The organism is Cellulomonas wangleii (assembly GCF_018388445.1).
Classification (GTDB): Bacteria; Actinomycetota; Actinomycetes; order Actinomycetales; family Cellulomonadaceae; genus Cellulomonas; species Cellulomonas wangleii.
Genome location: NZ_CP074405.1, coordinates 2178257 through 2204109, shown reverse-complemented (window position 1 = coordinate 2204109; position 25853 = coordinate 2178257). Strand labels below are relative to the sequence as shown.

General features: G+C 73.5%; 22 protein-coding genes, 1 tRNA gene and 3 pseudogenes. 23 read left to right on the top strand and 3 right to left on the bottom strand.

Annotation, left to right across the window (positions count from 1 at the left end):
- Positions 1–206 precede the first annotated feature (206 nt).
- From KG103_RS10150 to KG103_RS10140, 4 genes and pseudogenes are all read left to right on the top strand, one after another.
- Positions 207–563 carry a hypothetical protein gene (locus tag KG103_RS10150; protein ID WP_207341233.1) on the top strand — a complete coding sequence of 119 codons (357 nt, stop codon included), beginning with the start codon at positions 207–209 and terminating at the stop codon, positions 561–563.
- Between the two features lie 374 nt (positions 564–937).
- Positions 938–1045, top strand: a pseudogene (locus KG103_RS19175) (IS3 family transposase); the annotation flags it as partial.
- Between the two features lie 328 nt (positions 1046–1373).
- Positions 1374–1469, top strand: a pseudogene (locus tag KG103_RS18870) (DUF2510 domain-containing protein); the annotation flags it as partial.
- A 42-nt stretch (positions 1470–1511) separates the two neighbouring features.
- Positions 1512–2048 carry a hypothetical protein gene (locus KG103_RS10140; protein WP_249670907.1) on the top strand — a complete coding sequence of 179 codons (537 nt, stop codon included), beginning with the start codon at positions 1512–1514 and terminating at the stop codon, positions 2046–2048.
- 508 nt (positions 2049–2556) lie between these two features.
- Here KG103_RS10140 and KG103_RS19170 read toward each other — a convergent pair.
- Positions 2557–2664 (bottom strand): annotated as a pseudogene (locus KG103_RS19170) (FAD-dependent monooxygenase); the annotation flags it as partial.
- A gap of 4 nt (positions 2665–2668) precedes the next feature.
- Here KG103_RS19170 and KG103_RS19130 point away from each other — a divergent pair.
- The 16 genes from KG103_RS19130 (at position 2669) to KG103_RS10055 (ending at position 20953) form a co-directional block, all read left to right on the top strand.
- Positions 2669–3004: an ATP-binding cassette domain-containing protein gene (locus KG103_RS19130; RefSeq protein ID WP_213319904.1), complete on the top strand. Its 336-nt coding sequence runs from the start codon at positions 2669–2671 to the stop codon at positions 3002–3004.
- Between the two features lie 71 nt (positions 3005–3075).
- Complete coding sequence (gene hisI, locus KG103_RS10125; protein ID WP_256439575.1) at positions 3076–3561, top strand: phosphoribosyl-AMP cyclohydrolase; 486 nt, start codon at positions 3076–3078, stop codon at positions 3559–3561.
- Positions 3558–5135, top strand: coding sequence for an anthranilate synthase component I (locus KG103_RS10120; protein ID WP_207342149.1), 1578 nt, complete (start codon positions 3558–3560; stop codon positions 5133–5135). Before hisI ends, KG103_RS10120 begins: the two co-directional genes overlap by 4 nt.
- Before the next feature lie 59 nt (positions 5136–5194).
- Positions 5195–5740 carry a Trp biosynthesis-associated membrane protein gene (locus tag KG103_RS10115; protein WP_207342150.1) on the top strand — a complete coding sequence of 182 codons (546 nt, stop codon included), beginning with the start codon at positions 5195–5197 and terminating at the stop codon, positions 5738–5740.
- 67 nt (positions 5741–5807) lie between these two features.
- The gene (locus tag KG103_RS10110; RefSeq protein WP_207342151.1) at positions 5808–6113 is read left to right on the top strand and encodes an HGxxPAAW family protein; all 306 of its coding nucleotides are present in this window, start codon (positions 5808–5810) and stop codon (positions 6111–6113) included.
- A 70-nt stretch (positions 6114–6183) separates the two neighbouring features.
- Positions 6184–6846 (top strand): DUF4190 domain-containing protein, encoded by a 663-nt coding sequence (locus KG103_RS10105; protein WP_207342152.1) that lies wholly within the window; start codon positions 6184–6186, stop codon positions 6844–6846.
- A complete protein-coding gene (locus tag KG103_RS10100) occupies positions 6843–7298 on the top strand; it encodes a DUF2752 domain-containing protein (RefSeq protein WP_249670538.1) in 456 nt (151 codons plus the stop codon). The genes KG103_RS10105 and KG103_RS10100 overlap by 4 nt, the downstream gene beginning before the upstream one ends.
- Positions 7299–7344: 46 nt before the next feature.
- Positions 7345–7863 carry a DUF4190 domain-containing protein gene (locus KG103_RS19075; protein ID WP_207342153.1) on the top strand — a complete coding sequence of 173 codons (519 nt, stop codon included), beginning with the start codon at positions 7345–7347 and terminating at the stop codon, positions 7861–7863.
- 310 nt (positions 7864–8173) lie between these two features.
- Complete coding sequence (gene trpC / locus KG103_RS10090) at positions 8174–8986, top strand: indole-3-glycerol phosphate synthase TrpC (RefSeq protein WP_207342154.1); 813 nt, start codon at positions 8174–8176, stop codon at positions 8984–8986.
- 35 nt (positions 8987–9021) lie between these two features.
- Positions 9022–10299 (top strand): tryptophan synthase subunit beta, encoded by a 1278-nt coding sequence (gene trpB, locus KG103_RS10085; RefSeq protein ID WP_207342284.1) that lies wholly within the window; start codon positions 9022–9024, stop codon positions 10297–10299.
- Positions 10296–11132 (top strand): tryptophan synthase subunit alpha, encoded by an 837-nt coding sequence (gene trpA, locus KG103_RS10080; protein WP_207342155.1) that lies wholly within the window; start codon positions 10296–10298, stop codon positions 11130–11132. The genes trpB and trpA overlap by 4 nt, the downstream gene beginning before the upstream one ends.
- Positions 11129–12007: a prolipoprotein diacylglyceryl transferase gene (lgt, locus tag KG103_RS10075; protein ID WP_207342156.1), complete on the top strand. Its 879-nt coding sequence runs from the start codon at positions 11129–11131 to the stop codon at positions 12005–12007. The genes trpA and lgt overlap by 4 nt, the downstream gene beginning before the upstream one ends.
- A 152-nt stretch (positions 12008–12159) precedes the next feature.
- On the top strand, positions 12160–16725 hold the full coding sequence (gene gltB, locus KG103_RS10070) for a glutamate synthase large subunit (RefSeq protein WP_207342157.1): 4566 nt from the start codon (positions 12160–12162) through the stop codon (positions 16723–16725).
- Positions 16718–18184: a glutamate synthase subunit beta gene (locus KG103_RS10065; RefSeq protein WP_207342158.1), complete on the top strand. Its 1467-nt coding sequence runs from the start codon at positions 16718–16720 to the stop codon at positions 18182–18184. Before gltB ends, KG103_RS10065 begins: the two co-directional genes overlap by 8 nt.
- A gap of 113 nt (positions 18185–18297) precedes the next feature.
- Entirely contained in the window at positions 18298–19734 is a 1437-nt protein-coding gene (gene pyk, locus KG103_RS10060; RefSeq protein WP_207342159.1) for a pyruvate kinase, read from the top strand.
- Positions 19735–19936: 202 nt separating this feature from the next.
- On the top strand, positions 19937–20953 hold the full coding sequence (locus KG103_RS10055; RefSeq protein ID WP_207342160.1) for an RDD family protein: 1017 nt from the start codon (positions 19937–19939) through the stop codon (positions 20951–20953).
- A gap of 19 nt (positions 20954–20972) precedes the next feature.
- Here the strand turns inward: KG103_RS10055 and KG103_RS10050 are convergent, their stop codons facing one another.
- Positions 20973–21821: a hypothetical protein gene (locus KG103_RS10050; protein WP_207342161.1), complete on the bottom strand. Its 849-nt coding sequence runs from the start codon at positions 21819–21821 to the stop codon at positions 20973–20975.
- Between the two features lie 150 nt (positions 21822–21971).
- Between KG103_RS10050 and KG103_RS10045 the strand changes: the two genes are divergently transcribed.
- Positions 21972–22538: a cysteine hydrolase family protein gene (locus KG103_RS10045; protein WP_207342162.1), complete on the top strand. Its 567-nt coding sequence runs from the start codon at positions 21972–21974 to the stop codon at positions 22536–22538.
- Positions 22539–23275: 737 nt separating this feature from the next.
- On the opposite strand, the gene KG103_RS10040 is transcribed toward KG103_RS10045, so the two are convergent.
- Positions 23276–23356, bottom strand: a tRNA-Leu gene (locus tag KG103_RS10040).
- A 203-nt stretch (positions 23357–23559) separates the two neighbouring features.
- Here KG103_RS10040 and KG103_RS10035 point away from each other — a divergent pair.
- Together KG103_RS10035 and KG103_RS10030 are read left to right on the top strand one after the other, a co-directional pair.
- Positions 23560–24243, top strand: a complete 684-nt coding sequence (locus KG103_RS10035; protein WP_372434922.1) for an ANTAR domain-containing response regulator — start codon at positions 23560–23562, stop codon at positions 24241–24243.
- A 215-nt stretch (positions 24244–24458) separates the two neighbouring features.
- Positions 24459–25748, top strand: coding sequence for an ABC transporter substrate-binding protein (locus tag KG103_RS10030; protein WP_207342164.1), 1290 nt, complete (start codon positions 24459–24461; stop codon positions 25746–25748).
- Positions 25749–25853 lie beyond the last annotated feature (105 nt).

Sequence of the window (25853 nt, the reverse complement as noted above, 5' to 3'; positions counted from 1 at the left end):
CGCGCGGCGAGCGGCCGCCACGATGCACGCGGGCTTGAGTAGCGCAGGCACGCTGACGGCTGTCCGGCATGTTCTGCGGTGGATAGCCACACGTCCCGAGTCGCAGGAGTGTTCGACCCTGCCTTGCCGTTCCTGCTAGACAGTGCGCGCGTTCCGTGACCTCACGTGACACGCAACGACGCGACTGGCGCAACTCTGGAGCCGACATGCCCGCCGCTACAACCGAAGCCGCAACGGAACCGATCTGGACAGAAGCCTGGCTGGCTGACTTCCTGCAGTCATCCGGCTTCGCCGGCGTCCTGGCGGTCGCCGCCGCCTTCGTTGCCTACCTGGCCGCCAGGCACACCGCCAACAGGAACACGGCTGCAGCACGGGAGCTACAGGCTCGTGAGCGCTGGTGGACCATGTTCAACTGGATGCAGGACGAGATGGCGACACTAGATCTCCCGCGTGCAACGATGGTCGCGAGGGCCCTCGAAGCTGAGGCCAAGACCAGGTTCGAGCGCGAAGTGCTTGCAGCCACGATTCTCCGGTTCCTACTCACGCGGAGGGGGAGGCCATGACTCGGATGACTCGCCTTTGGCGCACCCGCGCCCAGGAGCCCAGCGAGATCTCCGTGGAGGTCACGGCCGACGATCCACGCGATCCCGAGTTGCCCTACCTGATGCAGCTCGCCGAAGTGGTCCGGCGCCTCGACCGTCAGTTGGAGCACGAGCGCGGACCGCTCCCGGTCGATCACGTGCGAGCCCCTCGACCCCGCTCCGCCCCCGCGGACTTGGGATAGACCAGCCCGCTGTACCGGCGCTGGGACGACCCGCGTCCATCACGAGCGACGCGCGGCGGTGATCTCAGGTGGGGCAGGTGCTCCCGACCCGCGCCCACGAGGGCGCTGGGCGGCGAACGTGGGGGCGATCCCTGACGGCACGCCGCGAACTGCGGCCTCTACGGGGTCAGCGAGGTCCGCGCCGAGCTGGTTCGCGAAGGGCACGGGGTTGCACGGTGCACGGTGCACCGGCTGATGCGCGCGGCCGGGCTGCGCGGGATCACCCGCGCGAAGGGACCCCGCACCACGATCCCTGGCATCGGCCCGGATACCCTGCCCGACCTGAAGCAACGCCATTTCGTCGCGACCGCGCCGGACCAGCTGTGGGTCGCGGACATCAAGTACTGCCGCACGTTCTCCGGCTCGTTCTACGCCCGCGTTCGTCACCGAGGTTTACTCCCGGCGCTTCGCCCTCGGCCGTGGGGTCCACGGTTGGGGTCTGCAGTGCTGGAGCAGTTGCTCATCGCCGCGAGTGCGGCTGACGCGCCACCTTGCGTCCGGCCATCAAGGTGCAGGTCGGTCATGCCGACTGAGCAGCGTGAGTACTCCGATGCGGACCCCGGCCGGCTGGTACACGGACCCAAGCGGACAAGTCGGTCAGCGCTGGTGGGACGGCCAGACCTGGACGACCCACGTCCGCGCGTACCCGTCTCCCGAAGGCGCAGTCCCGCTACCCCACGAAGCCATCGTGATCGCCGTCGGCGAACCAGTGCCGTCCGTGCCGACGCGGCCCGTGACGGGGAAGGTCGGTCTGTTCGGTCCGGTCGTCGGTGCGCTCGGCGCTGTTATCGCGTCGTCCGGCTACTTCATGACGTTCACGTCGATTACTGGAACGGTCTCCGACCCGGACGCGCCGAGTGACCCGATTGTCTTCAGTCTGGCGCAGGGCACCACAGCTGAATGGGTGCTGGGACTCTCGATCGCGGCCGCGCTCGCGCTCGCCGCCGCCGCGATTCTGCTTCCTCGCTGGAGGTCGTGGTTCGGCGCCGCAATGGCCGCAAGCGCCGCCGGCGTGACGTACACGATCATTCGAGTCACCGACCTCAAAGACGCGGTCCTGAGTGTCCAGGTCCTCGCCGAACCAGTCTTCCAGGGCGCCGCCGGGGTCGGGGCCGCGCTAGCGTACGTTTCCGCTGGGTGCTTGTGGGCCGCTGTCCTGGCCTCGGTGTGGGTGTTGGTGTTGCCGGCGGTGCGTCGGCGACTTGGCGCCCCGAGCGGCGGTTGAAAACCGGCCTTCAGGACACCCCCGGCAGCACCCTTGACGATGGAACGGCCCAGTTCGATAGGACAGACGTTCTGTGGTGCGTGGACGTCTTCGGCGGTTGCGGCTCGTCACGGAGCCCTAGGGGCCCGACGGAAACCGGACGGGAACCCGACGGAGCCGACCGCTAGTGCCACGCGAGCGGGTGTAAGTGTCGCCCCGTACGCGTGCACTACCTGGCGCCATTCCGTTGGGCGTCGACATGGCAGGCGCGTGGCGTCGCCACAGGTCAGCGCGTCGTCGTTGGCGCCGTTCGAGTGTCCTCAACGAGCTGCAGAACGCCGTCGCCGGGTGGCGCCACGTGCTGGGCGTCCTCGAGACGCCGGTCGACGTGCCCGAGCCGGGCGCGGACGCCGTGCCCAGCCCACGCGGCCCCGCGGCCGTGACGTTCGACCACGTCGGCTACGCCTACCCCGGTGGTCCGCCCGTCCTGCGGACGCGGCCGGTCGACATCACGGGCGTCGGACCCGTGAGACGGCAGCGCGTCGGCGCCGCGAAAGTCACGCAGGAAGTCGGCGTGCTTCTCCAGGACCGTCACCTCGACCCCGGCGCGTGCCAGCAGCAGACCGAGCACGGGCACGCCGGTGGGGCAGCGGGGCGAGCTGTTCTCGGCGGGGGAGCGTCAGCTGGTGGCCCTCGCCCGCGCCCGCCTCGCCGACGGCGACCTGCTCCTGCTCGACGAGGCGACGTCGGCGGTCGACCCCGTCGCCGAGGTGCGCATCGCCCGGGCGCTGCGCGAGCTCTCGCGCGGGCGCACGACGCTGACCATCGCGCACCGGCTGTCCACCGCCGAGGCGGCGGACCTCGTGGTCGTCGTGCACGCGGGCCGCGTGGTCGAGGTCGGGACGCACCCCGAGCTGCTCGCCCGGCGCGGCCACTACGCGGCGATGCACGCGGCCTGGGTCTCGCAGACCCGCTGACCCCGGCGCCGCGCCGCGGCAGGGCACGGACACGTCGCCGGCGGCCCCGCGGCGCGTGGCAGGATCGGCACGTGCCGCAGAACCCCCCGACCACCACGTCCGACGGCCGCGTCACGCGCAGCGACCTCGACCCTGCCGTCGCCGCGCGGCTGCGCCGTGACGACGCCGGGCTCGTCGCCGCGATCGTCCAGCAGCACGACACCCGCGAGGTGCTCATGCTCGGCTGGATGGACGACGAGGCGCTGCACCGCACGCTCACGACGGGACGGGTCACGTTCTGGAGCCGGTCGCGCCGGGAGTACTGGCGCAAGGGCGACACGTCCGGGCACGTGCAGCACGTGCGCGGCGTGGCCCTGGACTGCGACGGCGACGCGCTGCTCGTCACCGTCGACCAGGTGGGCGTCGCCTGCCACACCGGGACGCGCACCTGCTTCGAGGCGGGCGGCCCGCTGCCCGTCACCACGACGCCCGTCACCACGGCGACGCCGGGCACCGTGGAGCCGTCCCTGCCGACCGTCGGCGACGACACCGCCACCCTCCGAGGAGCCCAGCCGTGACCCAGCCGTCCGTCTCCGCCGCGCCGCGCGCGACCCCCACGGACCTGCCCTGGGGTGCGACGTGGCCGTCGCCGGAGGACTTCCGCGCGCTCGCGGCGGACCGCCGCGTCGTGCCGGTGGTGCGCCGGCTGCTGGCCGACGACGTCACGCCCGTCGGGCTGTACCGCACCCTGGCGGCCGGGCGGCCCGGCACGTTCGTGCTGGAGTCGGCCGAGTCCGACGGCACCTGGGGGCGCTGGTCGTTCGTCGGCGTGTCCTCGCGCGCGACCCTGTCCGTCCGCGACGGGCGGGCGTGCTGGTCCGGTGACGTCCCGGTGGGCGTGCCGACCGAGGGCGACGTGCTCGACGTGCTGGGCCGCACGCTGGACGTGCTGCACACGCCGCGGGTCGGCGGGCTGCCGCCGCTGACGGGTGGGCTGGTCGGCGTGCTCGGGTGGGACGTCGTGCACCACTGGGAGCCGACGCTGCCGCGGCGGGCGCCGGAGGAGCTGGACGTCCCGGAGGTGACGCTCGTGCTGGCGTCGGACGTCGCCGCCGTCGACCACGTCGACGGGTCGGTGTGGCTCGTGGCGAACGCCATCAACTTCGACGCCACGGACGAGCGTGTGGACGAGGCCTACGCCGACGCGGTGGGTCGGCTGGACGCGATGCAGGCGGCTCTGGGGCGGCCCGCACCGCCGGCGCCCGCCGTGCTCGACCCCGAGGCCCCCGTGCCCGTGCTGGAGTTCCGCAGCACGCGCGAGGAGTTCGAGGAGCAGGTCCGGCGCGGGCAGGAGGCCATCCGGGACGGCGACGTCTTCCAGGTCGTCCTCTCGCAGCGCCTCGACCTGGACTGCCCGGCCGAGCCCGTGGACGTGTACCGCGTGCTGCGCACCGTCAACCCCAGCCCGTACATGTACCTGCTCGCGTTGCAGGACGCGGACGGGCGGGACTTCGCGGTGGTCGGTTCGAGCCCCGAGACGCTGGTGAAGGTCAGCGACGGTCACGTCACGACGTTCCCGATCGCCGGGTCGCGTCCGCGTGGCGCGACGCCCGAGGAGGACCGGGCCCTCGCTGACGAGGTGCTGGCCGACCCGAAGGAGCGGGCGGAGCACATCATGCTGGTCGACCTGTCCCGCAACGACATGGTCAAGGTCTGCGAGCCGACGAGCGTCGAGGTCGTCGAGTTCATGGCCGTGCGCCGGTTCTCGCACATCATGCACATCTGCTCGACGGTGGTCGGCCGGTTGCGCGCCGGTGCCACCGCGCTGCAGACGCTCGTCGCGACGTTCCCCGCCGGGACGCTGTCCGGCGCACCGAAGCCGCGCGCGATCGAGCTGATCGACGAGCTCGAGCCCGCCCGGCGCGGCGTGTACGGCGGCACCGTGGGCTACTTCGACTTCGCCGGCGACATGGACATGGCGATCGCGATCCGCACCGCCCTGCTCCGCGACGGACGCGCCAGCGTCCAGGCGGGCGGTGGCATCGTGGCCGACTCCGTGCCGGCGCTGGAGTACGAGGAGTCGCGGAACAAGGCGGCGGCCGCCGTGCGTGCGATCCAGCTCGCGGCGCGGCTGCGCCGCGCCACGCCGTGACGGCGGCGCCGGCACCCGCCCCGGGACCCGGTGCGCGGGCACGCCGCGGCCGCTGGGTCGTGCTGCTGCTGGGCGCCGCGGGCCTCGTCGGCCTGGTGTCGGTGCCCACCTGGGTGCACGGCGAGGGTCGCAGCGCCCTCGAGGGCACCGTCGAGGTCGCCGTCGCGGGCTCCCGGGCGGCACCGCAGGCGCCGGCGGCCGCGCTGGTGCTGCTGGCCGCGGCCGGCGCCCTCGCGCTGGTCGGACGGGTGGGCCGGTGGGTCGTCGCGGGGGTGAGCGCCGCGGCCGGGGTGCTCGTCGTCGCCGGTGCCGTGGGCGTCCTGCGGGACCCGGCGGGCGCCGTCGTCGCCGCGGTCGCCGACGCGACCGGCGTCGCGGCGGCCGACCCGGTGGCCTCGTCGACCGCCTGGCCGGTGGTGGCGCTGGTGGTCGGCGCCGCGGTGCTGGCGCTGGCGGTGGCCCTCGCACGCGCACCCGGCGGGTGGGACCAGCGCTCCCAGCGCCACGAGCGGCCCGGACCGGGTCGTGCCGACCGCAACGCGAGCGGCGCGGTCGACGAGCGATCCGACTGGGACGCGCTCAGCCGGGGCGACGACCCGTCCTGACCAGCGCGTGGGTCGCCGGGCTCTCGGATAGGGTGAGCGGAAACCGAGCACGAAGGACGTACCGCCGATGGCCGATCACACGCTGGCCCACCGTTCCCAGAACGCCACCCGGACCGAGACGGTCCACCTGCCGCCGGCGACGCCGCCGACGAACCACGGGCGGACCCTCGCCGCGTGGACGACCACGTGGACGGTCGTGGCGGGCGGCGTGATCGCCGGCCTGGGGGTCGCCTTCACGATGATGTGGCTGTTCTGGGTCGGCATGGCCGTGATCGCGGGCGGGCTCGTCCTGGGCAAGGTCCTGCAGCTCCTGGGCCACGGCCAGGGTGGCGCAGCGACCCTCGCCCGCGCCCAGCGGCGCGGCGGCCACTGACCCCGCCGGAGGACTCCTCCGGTTCCCACCGGCCGGTTCCGCCGGCCACCACCGACGCAGGGAGAGCCGCATGTCGAGCCCCAACGACCCCCGCGACCCGGGCGCGCCCGACGAGCAGCCGGGCACCGGGCCGGGGTCACCCGACTCGCCGTCGCAGCCGTCCGGCGCCGACGTCCCCCCGTACCCGGCGGGTACCGGTCCGGACACCCCGGCCGCGCCCGGGTACGGCCAGCCCCCCGCGTACGGCCAGGGTCAGCCGCCCGCCTACGGTCAGCCGCCCGCCTACGGCCAGCCGCCCGCGTACGGCCAGGGTCAGCCGCCCGCCTACGGCCAGGGTCAGCCCCCGGCCTACGGTGGGCCCGCCTCCGGCCAGCCCGCGTACGGGCAGGCGCCCGGCTACGGGACGCCGCAGTCCACCGCACGCAACTCGCTCGGCGTCTGGTCGCTGGTGCTCGGCATCCTGTCGATCGTGCTGTGCTGCCTGGTGGTCGGCGTCGTGCCGGGTGCCATCGGCGTGTGGCTGGGCTTCAAGGGTCGCGCCGCCGCCGCGCGCGGCGAGGCCAGCAACGGGGGCCTGGCGCTGGCCGGCATCATCCTCAGCGTCGTCGGCATCCTGGCCAGCCTCTACATGATCATCAGCCTCTCCATCGGGCTGGCGGAGTACGGCGGCCTGGACGGCTTCCTGCAGTACCTCGAGGACGAGGTGGAGCGCCAGCAGCTGCAGGCGCCGTGACCGACCTGCGGCAGCCGGCGGTGGGCGCCGGGCACGCTGCCCCGTCGCCGCTGCGACGGGGTGCGCTGCCCCTCGTGCTCGCCGCCGCTGCCGCAGGGGCGGCGACCCTGCTGGTGGTGCGCTCGCCGTACGCGCCGCTGAGCTACGGGTTCTGCCCGTCGGTCCTCTTCCTCGGTGTGTCCTGCCCCGGCTGCGGTGGGCTGCGCGCGACGCACTCCCTGCTCACGGGCGACCTGGTGGCCGCCTGGCAGGCCAACCCGCTGTGGACCGTCGCCGCGCCCCTGCTCGTCGTCGCGTGGGGGATGTGGGCGGTGCGCCGCGTGCGTGGCGGCCCGCCCCTGTCCGCGCCGACGTGGCTGCCCTGGTCGGTCCTCGTCGCCGTCGTGGGCTTCGCGGTCCTGCGCAACGTGCCCGCACTCGTGCCGTACCTGGGCCCCGCACCGCTGCCCTGACGGCAGGGGGCACGCGCACCATCTCTCGACCGACCGGAGGTCGTCCATGAGCAGTCCCAGCGAACCCCTGGGCCCGCCGTACGGGCAGGAGGGCGCGTACGCAGCGCACGCGGTGCCCGCCGCGGACGCTCCGCGCACGACGGCGTCGGACCAGCAGCCGGTCGGCGCGTACCCGCCCGGCGCGTACCCGCCCGGCGCGTACCCGCCGTCCGCGACGTACCCGCCCGGTCCGTCCGCGCCGGCCCACGGGTACGCAGAGGGTCCACCGCGCCCGCCGTCGCCTCCCCGCAACGACCTCGCGGTGTGGTCGCTCGTGCTCGGGCTGCTGGGCGTGCTCGGGTGCGTGTTCTTCACCGGCGTCCCCGCGGTGGTCGTCGGCGGGAACGCACGTCGTGCCGTGGCCGCGGGCCAGGCGGACAACGAGGGCCTGGCGACGGCCGGCATCGTGCTCGGCTGGGTCGCGACCGCACTGGGTGTCATCGTGCTGGTGACCTTCGGGATCCTCCTGCTGCTGCCGCTGCTCTTCCTCGGGTTCGCCGTCCCGTTCATGGGCTCGGTGCCGTAGCCCGAGCCGTCGCCGTCGCGCTGGTCCGAGCCCTGACCGCCCGCCACGGTGCTCGGCCTGACGGGCCGTGTCGCCACCGCGGCCGAGCGGCACCGGCTGGTGGACCAGGGCCCGGACCACGCGCCGGACCACGCGCCGGACCACGGCCCGGACCACGGACGCGGCGGCGGCGGTGCGTCGTCGCCGGTCCCACACCTCGGGCGGGTGGGCCGAGGCGCTCCGCCGCCCGTCTACCATGGCTCGTCGGCGGCGGCCTCCGGGGAAGCCCACGGGCCTGCCGCACCAACCGGCCAGAGGGGATGATCGGTCGATGACCGTGCTGGACGACATCGTCGCGGGGGTCAGGGTCGACCTCGCCGCGCGCCAGGCAGCAACGCCCCTGGCCGAGCTCAAGGAGCGCGCCGCCCGGCGCGAGTCCGCGCTGCAGTGCGTCGCGCGGCTCAAGGTGCCCGACGCGGTCACCGTGATCGCCGAGGTCAAGCGCTCGAGCCCGAGCAAGGGTGCCCTCGCGGCGATCTCCGACCCGGCCGCGCTGGCCGCGGAGTACGAGAAGGGTGGCGCCGTCGCGATCTCCGTGCTCACGGAGCAGCGCCGCTTCAACGGGTCCCTCGCCGACCTGGACGCCGTGCGCAGCCGGGTGGACGTCCCGGTCCTGCGCAAGGACTTCGTGGTGTCGCCCTACCAGGTGTGGGAGGCGCGCGCCCACGGCGCCGACCTCGTGCTGCTCATCGTCGCCGCGCTCGAGCAGACGGTGCTCGAGTCGCTGGTCGAACGGGTGCACTCGCTCGGCATGACCGCGCTGGTCGAGGTGCACGACACCGAGGAGGTGGCCCGGGCGCTGGACGCCGGGGCCCGCGTCATCGGTGTGAACGCGCGCGACCTGCGGTCGCTCGAGGTGGACCGCACGACCTTCTCGCGGGTCGCCCCCGCGATCCCGTCCGACGTCGTCCGGATCGCCGAGTCGGGTGTGCGCGGACCGCACGACGTCATGGACTACGCCCGTGCCGGCGCGGACGCGGTGCTCGTCGGCGAGGCGCTGGTGACGGACGACGCACCGCGGCAGTCCGTCGCGGACCTCGTCGCCGCCGGTGCCCACCCCTCGCTGCGCGCGGTCCGGCAATGAGCGGCACCGCGGGCCGCGACGGCGCCCGCCGCCGCATGCGGGACGTCCTGCTGGGCGGGGGACCGCTCGCCACGCACGAGGGTCCGTACTTCGGGGACTTCGGCGGGCGGTTCGTCCCCGAGGCGCTCATCGCCGCGCTCGACGAGCTCGAGACCGAGTACCACAAGGCCCTCGCGGACCCGGCGTTCTCCGACGAGCTCGAGCGGCTGCACCGCACCTACACGGGCCGGCCCAGCCCGCTGACCGAGGTGCCGCGGTTCGCCCGGCACGTGGGCGACGGTGTGCGGGTGTTCCTCAAGCGGGAGGACCTCAATCACACGGGCTCCCACAAGATCAACAACGTGCTGGGCCAGGCGCTGCTCGTCAAGCGCATGGGCAAGCGGCGCGTCATCGCCGAGACCGGTGCCGGGCAGCACGGGGTGGCCACGGCGACGGCCGCGGCGCTGCTGGACCTGGAGTGCACCGTCTACATGGGCGAGGAGGACACCCAGCGCCAGGCGCTGAACGTCGCCCGGATGGAGCTGCTCGGCGCCACCGTCGTGCCGGTGACCATCGGCGCCCGCACCCTCAAGGACGCCATCAACGAGGCGCTGCGCGACTGGGTGGCGAACGTCGACTCGACCCACTACCTGCTCGGCACCGTGACGGGTCCGCACCCGTTCCCCGAGATGGTGCGCGACTTCCACAAGATCATCGGCGAGGAGGCGCGCGCGCAGATCCTCGAGGAGACGGGAGCGCTGCCCGACGCGGTCGTCGCGTGCGTGGGCGGCGGGTCCAACGCCATGGGCATCTTCAACGCGTTCCTCGACGACCCGCAGGTGCGGCTGTTCGGGTTCGAGGCCGGCGGCGCCGGCATCTCCTCCGGCCGGCACTCGGCGCGGTTCTCCGGCGGTGCACCCGGTGTGCTGCACGGTGCGCGCAGCTACCTGCTGCAGGACGAGGACGGGCAGACGCTGCCGAGCCACTCGGTCTCCGCCGGGCTGGACTACCCGAGCGTCGGCCCCGAGCACGCGTGGCTCCACGACACCGGACGGGCGCAGTACCGCCCGGTCACGGACGACGAGGCCATGGAGGCGTTCCGGCTCCTGTGCCGCACCGAGGGCATCATCCCCGCGATCGAGTCGGCGCACGCGCTGGCCGGCGCCATCCAGCTCGGCCGCGAGGCCCAGGGGTGGACGGACGGTGACCGGCCGCCGGTCGTCCTCGTCAACCTGTCCGGCCGGGGGGACAAGGACGTCGCGACGGCCGCCGCCTGGTTCGGGATCCTCGAGCCGGAGCCCGTCGTCAAGGCGGACGAGGGGGAGCAGCTGTGAGCGTCACGGAGGTGCGGTCGGCCACCGCGGAGCGGATCGACGAGCTCGCCTCCGGCCCGGCGCCGCGCGCGGCGCTGATCGGCTACCTGCCGGTCGGCTTCCCGTCGGTGCCGGGGTCCGCGCGCGCGGTCCGCACCATGGTCGACGCCGGTGTGGACGTCGTCGAGCTCGGCATGCCCTACACGGACCCGGTGATGGACGGCCCGGTCATCCAGGCCGCCGCGAACCGCGCGCTGGCCAACGGCACGCGCGTGCGTGACACGCTGCGCGTCGTCGAGGAGATCGCGTCGGCCGGTGCCCCGGTCCTCGTGATGACCTACTGGAACCTCGTCCTGCGGTACGGCGTCGACGCGTACGCCCGCGACCTGGCCGCGGCCGGCGGTGCCGGGCTCATCACGCCGGACCTCATCCCGGACGAGGCGGCGGACTGGATCGTCGCGGCCGACGCGCACGGTCTGGACCGGGTGTTCCTGGTCGCGCCGAGCTCCACCCCGGAGCGGCTCGCCTCGACCGTGGCCGCCAGCCGCGGGTTCGTGTACGCGGCGTCGACGATGGGCGTGACGGGGGAGCGCGCGACCGTGGGGGAGCGTGCGGAGCAGCTCGTCGCGGACACCCGCGCCGCGGGCGCCGCGCGCGTGTGCGTGGGGCTCGGGGTGTCCCGCCCGGAGCAGGCGGCGCAGGTGGCCGGCTACGCGGACGGCGTGATCGTCGGGTCGGCGCTCGTGCGCTCGCTGCTCGACGCGCCGGACGAGGCCGCCGGGCTGGACGCCCTCGCGGGCGTCGTGCACGGGCTCGCGGAAGGTGTGCGCTCGGCGCACCGGACCCCGCGATGACGGTGCTGCCGCTCTCGGTCCCGAGCCCGGGGCAGAGCGTGTGGCACCTGGGGCCGTTCCCGCTGCGCGCGTACGCGGTCGCCATCCTGCTGGGCATCGTCGTGGCCACGGTCATGACCCAGCGCCGCTGGAGGGCCCGCGGCGGTGACCCCGAGACGGTCCTCGACATCGTGTACTGGGCGGTGCCCTTCGGGATCGTGGGCGGTCGCGTCTACCACGTCATCAGCTCGCCCGACGCGTACTTCGGCCCCGGCGGCGACCCGTGGCGGGCGTTCGCCATCTGGCAGGGCGGGCTCGGCATCTGGGGGGCCGTGGCCCTCGGGGCGGTCGGTGCGTGGATCGGGTGCCGACGCCACGGTGTGCGCCTCGCACCGTTCGCCGACGCGGTCGCGCCGGGGCTCCTGGTCGCCCAGGGCATCGGCCGGCTCGGCAACTGGTTCAACCAGGAGCTGTTCGGCGGTCCGACGACCCTGCCGTGGGGGCTGCGCATCGACGACGCGCACCTGCCGGCCGGGTACGACCCCGGCACGCTGTTCCACCCGACGTTCCTGTACGAGATGCTGTGGAACTTCGGTGCCGCGGCGCTGCTGATCCTCCTGGACCGCCGGCTGCGGCTGGGTCACGGGCGGGTCTTCTGGCTCTACGTGCTGCTGTACACCGCGGGGCGCCTGTGGATCGAGCTGCTGCGCATCGACCCGGCCGAGACGGTGCTGGGGCTGCGGCTCAACGTCTGGACGTCGATCCTGCTCGGCCTGGTGGCGCTGGTAGCGTTCGTGGTGGTCGGGCGTCGGCATCCAGGACGCGACACGACCCTCCTGCTCACACCCCCCACGCGGCAGGACGACGAGGCGAACACCCCCCACGGCACCCGGTGACACCGGGTGCGTCGGACGTGATGTCGTCCGGCGCGGTCATCGCGACCGCCGCCCGGGCGGTATCGTCGCCTCACTGCACGGGCCGACGACGTCCCGGTACCCCCCATGTTCGTGCGACACCCCGGTCCCTCCGGGGACTGAGGACGGTGCTGATGTCGACGTCGCCCGAGAGCCCCGGCACCGCCCAGGCGCCGACCCGGCACGCGCTCTACGACCCGGCCGCCGAGCACGACGCGTGCGGTTTCGCCTTCGTCGCGACGCTGCGCGGCACACCCGGGCGTGACATCGTCGACGCCGGCCTGACCGCGCTGCTCAACCTCGACCACCGCGGTGCGGTCGGTGCCGAGGAGGACAGCGGTGACGGCGCCGGCATCCTCACCCAGATCCCGGACGCGTTCCTGCGCGACGTGGTCGACGCCGAGCTGCCCGCAGCGGGCTACTACGCGATCGGCATGGCCTTCCTGCCCGTCGACGAGGCGGAGCGGGCGCGCGCGGTGGCGGCGGTCGAGTCCGTCGCCGCCGAGGAGAAGCTCGAGGTCCTGGCGTGGCGTGACGTCGTCGTCACCGCCGACCTCGTCGGTCCGACGGCCCGTGCCTCGATGCCCGTGTTCCGCCAGCTGGTCGTGGCGGACCCGTCGCGCGAGCTGTCGGGGATCGCCCTGGACCGTCGCGCCTACCGCCTGCGCAAGCGCGCCGAGCGGGAGCACGGCGTGTACTTCGCGTCGCTGTCGGCCCGGACCATCACGTACAAGGGCATGCTCACCACGGGGCAGCTCGAGCCGTTCTTCGCCGACCTGTCCGACCCGCGGTACGCCTCGGAGATCGCGCTGGTCCACTCGCGGTTCTCCACCAACACCTTCCCGTCGTGGCCGCTCGCGCAGCCGTTCCGGATGGTCGCGCACAACGGTGAGATCAACACGGTGCGCGGCAACCGCAACTGGATGGCCGCGCGCGAGGGCATGCTCTCGTCGGACCTGCTGGGCGACCTCGCCCCGCTGCTGCCGGTCTGCACGCCGGGCGGCTCGGACTCCGGCAGCTTCGACGAGGTCCTCGAGCTGCTGCACCTGTCGGGGCGCTCGCTGCCGCACGCGGTGATGATGATGATCCCGGAGCCGTGGGAGAACCACGCGCAGATGGACCCGGCGACCCGCGCGTTCTTCGAGTACCACTCGACCCTGATGGAGCCGTGGGACGGCCCGGCCGCGATGACCTTCACCGACGGCACGCTGATCGGCGCCGTGCAGGACCGCAACGGGCTGCGGCCCGGGCGGTACTGGGTGACCGAGGACGGCCTCGTGGTCTGCGCCTCCGAGGCCGGCGTCCTCGACATCGACCCCGCGTCGATCGTCGCCAAGGGGCGGCTCGAGCCCGGCCTGTTCTTCCTCGTCGACACCGGCCAGGGGCGGATCGTCGCCGACGTCGAGGTCATGGCCCAGCTCGCGGCGCAGCGGCCGTACGCCCAGTGGGTGAAGGAGAACGCGGTCCACCTCTCGCAGCTGCCCGACCGCGACCACATCGCGCACTCGGCGGCGTCGGTCCGGCGCCGCCAGCGGGCGTTCGGGTACACCGAGGAGGAGCTGAAGATCCTCCTGTCGCCGATGGCGGCCGCCGGTGCCGAGCCGCTCGGTGCCATGGGCTCGGACACGCCGGTGGCGGTGCTCTCCAAGCGCCCGCGCCTGCTGTTCGACTACTTCACGCAGATGTTCGCCCAGGTGACGAACCCGCCGCTCGACGCGATCCGCGAGGAGCTGGTGACGTCCATCGGCGGCGCGATCGGGCCGGAGCCCAACCTGCTGGCCGACGGGCCGGAGCACGCGCGCAAGATCATGCTGCCGTTCCCGGTCATCGACAACGACCAGCTCGCCAAGATCGTGCACGTGGCCAAGCAGCCGTCGCTGGGCTTCCGCGCCACGACGATCCGCGGGCTGTACCGCGTCGACGGCGGCGGGGCGGCGCTCGAGCAGCGGCTCGAGGAGATCTTCGCCGAGGTCGACCGTGCGGTCGCCGACGGCGTCAGCTTCCTGGTGCTGTCGGACCGCAACTCCGACGCCGACCTGGCACCGATCCCGTCGCTCCTGCTGCTGTCCGCGGTGCACCACCACACGCTGCGCCGGCACACCCGCACGCAGATCTCCCTGGTGGTCGAGGCCGGCGACGTCCGCGAGGTGCACCACGTGGCGCTCCTCATCGGCTACGGCGCCGCCGCGGTCAACCCGTACCTGGCGATGGAGTCCGTCGAGGACCTGGCCCGCAGCGGGTACCTGCCGGGCGTGAGCCCGGAGAAGGCGGTGACCAACCTCATCAAGGCGCTCGGCAAGGGCGTCCTGAAGGTCATGTCGAAGATGGGCATCTCGACCATCGCGTCGTACCGCGGCGCGCAGGTCTTCGAGGCCATCGGCCTGTCCCACGCGCTCGTCGACCGGTACTTCACCGGGACGACGAGCCGGCTCGGCGGCATCGGCCTGGACGTCATCGCGGCCGAGGTCGCGGCGCGTCACGCCGACGCGTACCCCGCGAGCGGCAACCGGCAGGCGCACCAGCGGCTCGCGGTCGGTGGCGAGTACCAGTGGCGGCGCGGCGGCGAGGAGCACCTCTTCGACCCGGAGACGGTGTTCCGGCTCCAGCACTCCACACGCACCCGGCAGATGGACGTCTTCCGCGAGTACACCGCGCGGGTCGACGCGCAGTCCGAGCGGCTCATGACGCTGCGTGGCCTGCTGCGGTTCAAGGAGGGTGCGCGGCCGCCGGTCCCGGTCGACGAGGTCGAGCCGGTCAGCGAGATCGTCAAGCGGTTCAACACCGGCGCCATGTCCTACGGCTCGATCTCCGCCGAGGCGCACGAGACCCTCGCGATCGCGATGAACCAGCTGGGCGGCAAGTCGAACACGGGGGAGGGCGGCGAGGACCCCGACCGCCTGCACGACCCGCGACGCCGCTCGGCCATCAAGCAGATCGCGTCCGGCCGGTTCGGCGTGACGAGCGAGTACCTCACCAACGCCGACGACATCCAGATCAAGCTCGCGCAGGGTGCCAAGCCCGGGGAGGGCGGTCAGCTGCCCGGGCACAAGGTGTACCCGTGGGTCGCGAGGACCAGGCACTCGACGCCCGGCGTCGGCCTCATCTCGCCGCCGCCGCACCACGACATCTACTCGATCGAGGACCTGGCGCAGCTCATCCACGACGCCAAGAACGCCAACCCGTCGGCGCGGATCCACACCAAGCTCGTCAGCGAGTTCGGCGTCGGCACGGTGGCGGCCGGCGTGGCCAAGGCGCACTCCGACGTCGTCCTGATCTCCGGGCACGACGGCGGCACGGGCGCGAGCCCGCTGACGTCGCTGAAGCACGCCGGGACGCCGTGGGAGATCGGGCTCGCGGAGACGCAGCAGACCCTCGTCCTCAACGACCTGCGCGACCGCGTGGTCGTGCAGGTCGACGGGCAGCTCAAGACGGGCCGCGACGTCGTCGTCGGCGCGCTGCTCGGCGCCGAGGAGTTCGGGTTCGCCACCGCGCCGCTGGTCGTCTCGGGCTGCGTCATGATGCGCGTGTGCCACCTCGACACCTGTCCGGTGGGCGTCGCGACGCAGAACCCCGAGCTGCGGGCCCGGTTCACCGGCAAGCCCGAGTTCGTCGTCACGTTCTTCGAGTTCATCGCGCAGGAGGTGCGCGAGCACCTCGCGGCCCTCGGGTTCCGCTCCATCGAGGAGGCCGTCGGACGCGTCGAGATGCTCGACGCCCGCGACGCGATCGACCACTGGAAGGCGGAGGGGCTCGACCTGAGCCCCGTGCTGGCCGTTCCGCAGCCGAAGCCGGGCTCCGCGCTGTCCCACACCAGGGCCCAGGACCACGGTCTCGAGCGTGCCCTGGACAACCAGCTCATCGCGCTGGCGCAGGACGCGCTGGAGCGTGCCGAGCCCGTGCGCATCGACCTGCCGGTGCGCAACGTCAACCGCACCGTCGGGACCATGCTCGGGCACGAGGTCACCAAGCGGTACGGGGGCGCGGGGCTGCCCGAGGACACCATCGACGTCACGCTGACCGGCTCCGCCGGCCAGTCGTTCGGCGCCTTCCTGCCCCGGGGCATCACGCTGCGCCTGTTCGGCGACGCCAACGACTACGTCGGCAAGGGGCTGTCGGGCGGGCGGGTCGTCGTGCGCCCGGACCGCAGCTCGTCGCTGTCGAGCCCGCACAACGTCATCGCGGGCAACGTCATCGGCTACGGCGCCACGAGCGGGCAGATCCTGCTGCGCGGGCTGGTCGGTGAGCGGTTCGGCGTGCGCAACTCGGGTGCGACGCTCGTCGTCGAGGGCGTGGGGGACCACGCGTGCGAGTACATGACCGGCGGGACCGTGCTCGTGCTCGGCCCGACGGGCCGCAACCTGGGCGCCGGGATGTCCGGGGGTACCGCGTACGTGCTCGACCTGAACCCGGAGCTCGTCAACGTCGAGGCGGTGCGCAGCGGTGAGCTCGCGCTCGACCCGCTCGACGACGAGGACGTCGCCCTGGTCATGGACCTGCTGCGCACCTACGCCGAGGAGACCGGTTCGCTGGTCGCCGCCCAGCTGCTCGAGGAGCCGGACACCACGCGCGCCCGCTTCACCCGGCTGCTGCCCACCGAGTACGCCCGCGTCCGCACCGCGCTGGCCCGGGCCGAGGCCGACGGCCTCGACCCGAGCGCCCCCGGCGTGTGGGACAAGATCCTGGAGGTGGCCCGTGGCTGACCCCCGTGGCTTTCTGAAGATCCGGGAGCGCGAGCTCCCGCCGAACCGCCCCGTCGAGGTGCGGCTGCGCGACTGGAAGGACGTGCACGCGCACCTGGAGGAGGGGCAGCCGTTCCTCAAGGAGCAGGCCGGGCGCTGCATGGACTGCGGCATCCCGTTCTGCCACAACGGCTGCCCGCTGGGCAACCTCATCCCGGAGTGGAACGACCTGGTGTGGCGCGGGCAGTGGTCCGACGCGATCGACCGGCTGCACGCGACCAACAACTTCCCGGAGTTCACGGGGCGGATCTGCCCGGCGCCGTGCGAGTCGAGCTGCGTGCTGGGCATCAACCAGCCGCCCGTGACGATCAAGAACGTCGAGGTCTCGATCATCGACGAGGCGTTCGCCCGCGGGCTCGTCACGCCGCAGGTGCCGCAGCGCCTCACGGGGCACACGGTGGCCGTGGTGGGCTCGGGCCCGGCCGGTCTCGCGGCGGCGCAGCAGCTGACCCGTGCGGGCCACACGGTCGCGGTGTACGAGCGCGACGACGAGATCGGCGGCCTGCTGCGGTACGGCGTGCCGGACTTCAAGCTCGAGAAGATCCACATCGAGCGGCGGCTGGAGCAGATGCGGGCCGAGGGCACGCGCTTCCGGCCCGGTGTCGAGGTCGGCAAGGACGTCACGTGGGTCCAGCTCCAGGCGCGGTACGACGCCATCGTGCTGGCGACCGGTGCGACGGTGCCGCGGCGCCTCGACGTGCCGGGCCTCGAGCTCAAGGGTGTGCACGTCGCCATGGACTACCTGCACCAGGCCAACGCGCTCGTCGCCGGCAAGGACGTCGCCGACCCGATCAGCGCCGAGGGCAGGCACGTGGTCATCATCGGCGGCGGTGACACCGGCTCGGACTGCCTCGGCACCGCGCTACGCCAGGGGGCGGCCTCCGTCACCACGCTCGCGATCGGCAAGCGACCGCCGAGCGAGCGGCCCGAGAACCAGCCGTGGCCCACCGACCCCGTGCTGTACGAGGTCTCGTCCTCGCACGAGGAGGGTGGCGAGCGCGCCTACCTGGCGTCGACCGTCGCGTTCCTCGGCGACGACACCGGGCACGTGCGCGCACTGCGCCTGGCGACCACCGAGTACCTGCCCGACGGTCGGCGCGTGCCGACCCCGGGCACGGAGCGCGACATCCCGGCGGACCTCGTGCTCGTCGCGATGGGCTTCACCGGCCCGGAGACCGAGCAGCTGACCCAGCAGATCGGCGTCGACGTCACGCGACGCGGCGCGCTGGCACGCGATGAGGACTTCGCGACGAACGTCCCGGGTGTGTTCGTGGCCGGCGACGCCGGCCGCGGCCAGTCGCTCGTGGTCTGGGCCATCGCCGAGGGCCGAGCCGCCGCGGCCGCGGTCGACGCGTACCTGTCGGGCACCACCGAGCTGCCTGCACCGGTGTCGGCGAGCACCGTCGCCCTGCGCCCCTGACACCCGTTCCCCCGATCCACCCACCCGCTCCTGGTGGTCGTACCCGCAGGCCGGGCACGACCACCAGGACGTCCGGCCTGCAGCCGGAAACCAGGAAGGCATAGTCTCGAGTCATGCGTAGAGCCAAGATCGTCTGCACCATCGGTCCTGCGACGGAGTCGCCCGAGCAGGTCCAGGCCCTCGTCGACGCCGGCATGGACGTCGCGCGCCTCAACCGCAGCCACGGTGACACCGAGGTGCACAAGCGCGTGTACGACAACGTGCGCGCCGCTGCGAAGGCCTCCGGCCGCTCGGTGGCCGTGCTCGTCGACCTCCAGGGCCCGAAGATCCGCCTCGGCCGTTTCATCGAGGGCAAGCACGACCTCGCGGTCGGCGACGTCTTCACCATCACGACGGACGACGTCGAGGGGACCAAGGAGCGCGTCTCGACGACGTTCAAGGGCCTGCCCGGCGACGTCAAGCCCGGTGACCCGATCCTCATCGACGACGGCAAGGTGCTCGTCCGCGTGACGGCCGTCGAGGGCAACGACGTCGTCACGCGTGTCGAGGTCCCCGGCCCGGTGTCGAACAACAAGGGCCTGAACCTCCCGGGCGTCGCGGTCTCCGTCCCGGCCATGAGCGACAAGGACGAGGAGGACCTGCGCTGGGCCCTCAACGTCGGTGCCGACCTCATCGCGCTGTCGTTCGTGCGCACCGCCGCCGACTACGACGACGTGCGCCGGATCATGGAGGAGGAGGGCCGGGTCGTCCCGGTCGTCGCCAAGATCGAGAAGCCGCAGGCGGTCGAGAACCTCTCGGAGATCGTCCAGGCGTTCGACGGCATCATGGTCGCCCGTGGCGACCTGGGCGTCGAGCTGCCCCTCGAGCAGGTCCCGCTGGTGCAGAAGCGTGCGGTGGAGCTGGCGCGCCGCAACGCCAAGCCGGTGATCGTGGCGACCCAGGTGCTGGAGTCGATGATCACGAGCCCGCGTCCGACGCGCGCCGAGGCGTCCGACTGCGCCAACGCGGTGCTCGACGGCGCCGACGCGGTCATGCTGTCCGGTGAGACCAGCGTGGGCGACTTCCCGATCGAGGCGGTCCGCACCATGGCGCGGATCATCGAGAGCACCGAGGAGCTCGGCCGCGAGCGCATCGCGCCGCTCGGCTCGGTCCCCTCGACCCGCGGTGGTGCGATCACGCGGGCTGCCGCGGAGATCGGCGAGCGCATCGGGGTGAAGTACCTCGTGACGTTCACGCAGTCCGGTGACTCGGCGCGGCGGATGTCGCGCCTGCGCTCGCCCATCCCGCTGCTGGCGTTCACGCCGGTCGAGGACGTGCGCAACCGGCTCTCGCTGTCGTGGGGCGTCCAGACGTACCAGGTGCCCTCCGTCGAGAGCACCGACTCGATGGTGAGCCAGGTGGACCACACCCTGCGCGCCAACGGCCTGGCTGAGGTCGGCGACTACGTCGTCGTCGTCGCCGGGACGCCCGTGGGCGTCGTCGGCTCGACCAACACGGTCGTGGTGCACAAGATCGGTGACGAGGAGACGGTGCGCACGCGCATCGCCTGACGTCGTACGGGCCTGACGGCCGCCGTCTCCCTCCGGGGGGCGGCGGCCGTCGCGCGTCCGGCCGGGTGTCGCCGTGGCGCGGCATCGGACCACCCGCCCGTCGGGCGCACCCGACGGCGGCGTGCCCGCCCGTCAGGGCGAGATCCCGGACCGTCGCGCCGAACCGCAGACACGACGCGCGGCACCCTGGAATGCTCGCGTCATGTCCCTCGACGCTGCCGCACCCGACGTCCGTGCCACGGAGGGCGGGGTCCCGCGCTACGCGCCGTGGTCGCTGCGGGTGGTCGCCGTCCTCCTCGACTCGGCCCTGCTCGGGACCGTCACCTGGCTGGTCGCGCCGACGGCCTCGGCCCCGGAGCTGTGGCCGGGGCTGGGTCCCGACCCGGCCACCGGGTCGGAGGCGTCGACGACTGTGACCTCGTGGACCGTCCTCGCGGTGGTCGTCGGGCTGCTGCTGCTGCAGGGCTGGACGGGCGCGACGGTCGGGAAGCGGGCCGTGGGTCTCGTGGTGGTGCGAGCCGACGACGGACGACCGGCCGGGGTGGTGCGGACGCTGGTCCGCCAGCTCGCGCACGTGCTCGACGCGATCCTGCTGGTGGGGTACCTCCGGCCGTTGTGGGAGGGGCAACGGCGGACGTTCGCCGACTCGGTCACGGGGACCGTGGTGGTGGTGTCGCCCTGGCCGCCCGCGTGGCGGCCGGTGCCGCCGGTGGTCGGCAGGTGGGCGCGCCCCGTCGCGGGCCTGGTGTGCGGCCTGGGTGTCGTCGGGTTGTTCCCCTGGTCCGGAGGGTCGGCCGCCACGCCCGTCGACCAGCCGTGCGAGGTCGTCACGGGACCGGCGGGTGTGACGGCGCACGTCGAGTGGCAGGTCTACCGGTCGTGGGAGACGCGGTTCGGGGTCCGGCGTGAGCTGCCGGGGCCCGACTCGCCGTGGACCGTCACGTGGCGCGTGCCACCGGGGACGTCGTCCGACGAGGTCCGGGTGGACACGACGGTCACGGGGACCGGTGGCGCCACCGAGGGGCGCACCTGGCACGGCGGGACGACGAACACGTATCTCGAGGACGAGCTCACGATCCTCGGGGAGGTTGCCGTCGACCGGTTGCCGGCGGCGTCGGAGGTCCGCGTGGACAGCGAGCTGGTGGTCGACGGGACGCCGGTCGGCACGTGCAGCACGGTCGTGCGACCGGACCCGGTCCCGTCCGGCGCGGCCCCCTGACGGGTGGCGGCACGGTGGCTCAGGGCATCTGGCCGGGCACGCCGGGCCGGGTGGGCGCGGGGCGCGCGACGTCGACGCCCCAGAGCTCGACGGTCTGCAGCACCCAGTAGCCGGCGAACAACGCGACCAGGCCGGTCTCGAGGACCAGCACGGACTGCGTCCAGGTCGGCACGGTCGCGCGCAGCACCACGACGACGGCGAGCGTCACCAGCGTCGCGGTGGCCAGGAGCGCGTACGCGAGCGCCCACCGGGCGGAGGCTGTCCGCGACGTCGAGGCGTGGCGGAGCATCACCCCGACCACGGCGACGAACAGCAGGACCGCGGCCACGTCGTGCGCGCGGTCGATCACGGTGCCCGGCGCGACGAGGAGGGCGACCGCGAGCACGGCGACGGCCGCCCCGCCGGCCGCACCCACGACCCACGACCGCCGGGGCGGACCGCTGCGCGCAGCCACGACCGCCCGCAGCGTCCAGCCGATCGCACCGGCCACGACGAGGGCGGTGAGCCCGGTCCGTGCGTCGGCGAGCATCGCGGGGACCTCGACCGGCGCCGGCCCGTCACAGCCTGGCCCCGGTTCGGTGGGCGTCAGCGCGACGACGAACGCGAGGAGTCCCGCCACGTCGAGCAGGGCGTCCTCGACGTCGTCGGCGCCGGTGTACACCACGAGGACCGCACCCACCGCGCACAGCGCGCCGACGAAGGCGTCGTGCGCCCCGGTCCAGTAGTAGGCGCTCAACGAGTCGAGCCAGCAGCCGGCGCGCACGGACTCGCTGACGACGGCCGTGACGAGCAGCGCCGGCAGCACCACGACGGCGAGGCGCAGGCTCCGGTACGTCGAGCGCACGGCACGGCGCTCCACGTCGGACATCGCCCCTGGCTGCACGCCGTACCTCCCGGCCACACCCTGCCACCCGCCGTCCCCGTCCGCCCGGGGGCCAGTGCCGCCGGTCCTGTCGGTGGGCGGGCGTAGCGTCGCCGGCGTCGGGCACGGGGCCCGCCACGGAAGCAGGAGGACGCCATGACCACGCTGCAGAACCGCCCCCGGTCCGCGCTGCTCGTCATCGACACGCAGAACGGTGTCCTCGCGGGCGCCCACGACCGTGACGGCGTCCTGGGCAGGATCGCCGGCCTCGTCGAGCGGTCGCGCGCCGAGGGCGCCGACGTGCTCTGGGTCCAGCACAGCAGCGACGAGCTGCCCCTGGGCTCGGACGCGTGGCAGATCGTCCCCGAGCTCACGGTCGGCGAGGGCGAGCCGGTGGTGCGCAAGCTGTACGGCGACGCGTTCGAGGCCACCGAGCTGGAGGACCTGCTCGCCGCCCGCGGGGTGGGGCGGATCGTCGTCGCCGGGGCGCAGACCGACGCCTGCATCCGCTCGACAGCCCACGGCGCGTTCACGCGCGGGTACGACGTCACGCTGGTGTCCGACGCCCACACGACCGAGGACCTCACGCCGTGGGGCGCACCCCCGCCCGCCGAGGTGATCGCCCACACGAACCTGTACTGGGGCTTCGAGGCGGCTCCCGGCCGGACCGCCGGGACCGCGACGGCGTCCGAGGTCTCGCTGAGCGGGAGCGGTCCCGCCTGACGACGGGCGGGCTGTCCGGCGGGGGCTCCCGACGGCGGAGGCCGACGCCGCACCGGACGCGCCCCGTGGCCGGACCACCCGGTCCGGTGATCAACCCCACCTTCCTGGCGACCGATGACACGACGGGCCCCCGCCCGGGCGCGGCCCTTCGCGTTCGCCGGCGCCAGGAGGAGACCCGTGTCGCACGACCCCAGCGCGTCGGTGCCCGACCCGACGACCGCACCACCCGACGCCGTGCTGAGCCCCGACGGCACGCAGTGGTACGACTCGCGGTCGGCGTCATGGGTCCCGGTCCCGGTGCCCGGACCCGCGCCCCGGGACCTCAAGCCCCTCCTGGTCCCGGCAGGGCTGGCTCTCGCAGCCGGGCTCTGCTTCTGGCTCCCGGCCCTGGTGGCGGGGGACCAGCGGCTCGCCGACGCGCACGACAGGTGCGGTGCCGGTGTGCTGGGCGACGGCGGCCGCAGCCTGCGGCTGGACGGCCGGGGTGCACTGACGCACAGCGGGGAGGTCACCGAGGACGACATGCGGTGTGTGGCGCTCGGCGTGGAGCTGCCCGACCGGACGTGGACCGCGATGCTGGGGACGACGCCCGAGCAGGGCCGACAGGTCGAGTCCTGGGACGGCATCGAGGCGTCCTGGACCCACGACCCCGAACCTCGGGCTCGACGTCGTGCTGGAGCTGGAGTGACGCGGGGGCGTGGCGAGCAGCGCGCCGACGCGCCACCGCACGTGACGGGTGCCCCCGGAGGGACTCGAACCCTCACGCCTTGCGGCACTCGGGTTTGAGCCGAGCGCGTCTGCCATTCCGCCACAGGGGCCAGCGGCGCCCAATGTACCGGGCGAGCGGCCCTGCCCGCGGCCCGGTTCGCACGCGCCCGCGCGCCGTCCTGCGTACCCCCGCGTCGGAGGTGGATGTCGCGGCAGGTCGTCGTGGGCCCGCAGGACCCCGTGCGACACCACGTGACGGCGGCCACGGGCGGCTTCGCGCCACCACCGCCGGTCGGCGCACTACGCTGTGCTCGTGACCAAGGACGACAGCACCGAGCCCACGCAGGACGCGCCCCAGGCCGCGGACCTGTCCGCCGCCCAGGCCGCGCCGCGCGCGGCGACGTCCGCCTCGCGCCCGGCACGGCGCGCCGTGGTCGCCGAGGACGAGGCGCTCATCCGCATGGACGTCGTCGAGACGCTCACGGAGGCGGGGTTCGACGTCGTCGGGGAGGCCGGTGACGGCGAGCGCGCGGTCGAGCTCGCCACCGAGCTCAAGCCCGACGTCGTGGTCATGGACGTCAAGATGCCCGTGCTCGACGGCATCTCCGCGGCCGAGCGCATCGGCAAGGCGCACCTCGCGCCCGTCGTGCTGCTCACGGCGTTCTCGCAGACCGAGCTGGTCGAGCGGGCGCGGGACGCCGGGGCGATGGCCTACGTCGTCAAGCCGTTCAGCCCGGCCGACCTGCTGCCCGCGGTCGAGATCGCGATCTCCCGCTACGCCCAGATCACGGCGCTGGAGTCCGAGGTGGCCGACCTCGCCGAGCGCTTCGAGACCCGCAAGCGCGTGGACCGGGCCAAGGGCCTGCTGATGACGAAGATGGGGCTGACCGAGCCCGAGTCGTTCCGGTGGATCCAGAAGACGTCGATGGACCGCCGTCTGACGATGCGTGAGGTCGCCGACGCCGTCATCGAGCAGGTCGGCGGCGCCGCCTCCTGACCCTGCCCGAGCTCTTCCGCAACCGGACCGCGAGCCCGGTCGACGCCTCGGCGCCGACCGGGCTCGCGGCGTTCTTGGTCACAAGTGCACAACGACATCCGGGCGAGACATTGCCATTCACATGTCGGACACAAACGATGAGTACGTTCTCGCCACATTCGCCGGGTCCGTACGGGCCCAGGCCGGAGCAGTGCTCACAGAGGGGTACCACACGCATGATTCGTTCGACACGTGCAGGACGCACGCTGGCGGTCGCGGGCGTGCTCGCGCTCGCGCTGACCGCCTGCGCCGGAGGGTCCGACTCCGCTGACGAGCCGACGGACGGCGACGCCGGCGGCGGGAGCGGTGAGCCGCTGGTGATCGGCACCATCCTCCCCGTCACCGGGTCGCTCGCCCAGCTCGGCCCGCCCGAGATCGCCGGCGTGGACCTCGCGGTCAAGGAGATCAACGGCGCCGGTGGCCTCTTCGGCGCGGACGTCGAGGTGAAGCACACGGACTCGTCGGACGCGAAGAACGCGTCCGTGGCGACGGCCTCCGCCCAGGAGCTCATCTCCGGGGGCGTCTCGGCCATCATCGGTGCCGCGTCGTCCTCCGTGACCCTCAACATCGTCGACGACATCACCGGCGCCGGCATCGTCCAGGTCTCGCCGGCCAACACCGCGACGGACCTGTCCGGGTACAACGACTTCTACTTCCGCACCGCGCCGCCGGACAGCGTCCAGGGCGACGTCCTGGGCAACCTGATCGTCAGCGACGGTGCCAGCAACGTCGGCATCCTCGTCTTCAACGACTCGTACGGCACGTCGCTGCGCGACGTCGTCGAGGGCGTCGTCACCGACGCGGGCGGCTCCGTCGTCTACGGCACGTCGGGCCAGGAGTTCGACCCGGACGAGACGAACTTCGCCACCATCGTCGCCGACGCCATCGCCGCGTCGCCCGACGCGATCGCGATCCTGTCGTTCACGGACCAGACCCCGGCGATCGTGCGCGAGCTCGTCGCCCAGGGCTGGGACATGAGCAAGACGTACTTCGTCGACGGGAACCTGCAGAACTTCGGGACCGAGGGTGACGTCGGCTTCCCCGCGGGGACCCTCGAGAACGCTCAGGGCACGCTGCCCGGCGCGTACCCGTCGGAGGAGTTCCAGGGGCGTCTGCTGGAGATCGACCCGGAGCTGAAGGACTTCTCCTACGGCCCCGAGTCGTACGACGCGACCATGCTCGTCGCCCTCGCGGCCCTCAAGGGCGGTGCGTCGGACGGTGAGACCATCCAGGCCAACATGACGGCGGTCTCGGGCGCCGACGGCGGCACCGAGTGCACCGGCTGGGAGGAGTGCTCCCAGCTGATCGAGGACGGCGAGGAGATCGCCTACCAGGCGGCCTCGGGCGTCGGTCCGTTCAACGAGTCCAACGACCCGTCGTCGGCCTTCATCGGCATCTACCAGTTCGGCCCGGAGAACACCTACACGTTCAGCCGCTCCGAGGAGGGCGAGGTCCCCTCGAGCTGACGGGACGCCTCACGGACGCACGACGGCCCCCGGAGCTGCGGCTCCGGGGGCCGTCGCGCGCCCGGACCGCGTCGAGCGGGGACGAGCCGGCGTCGCACCGCGCGC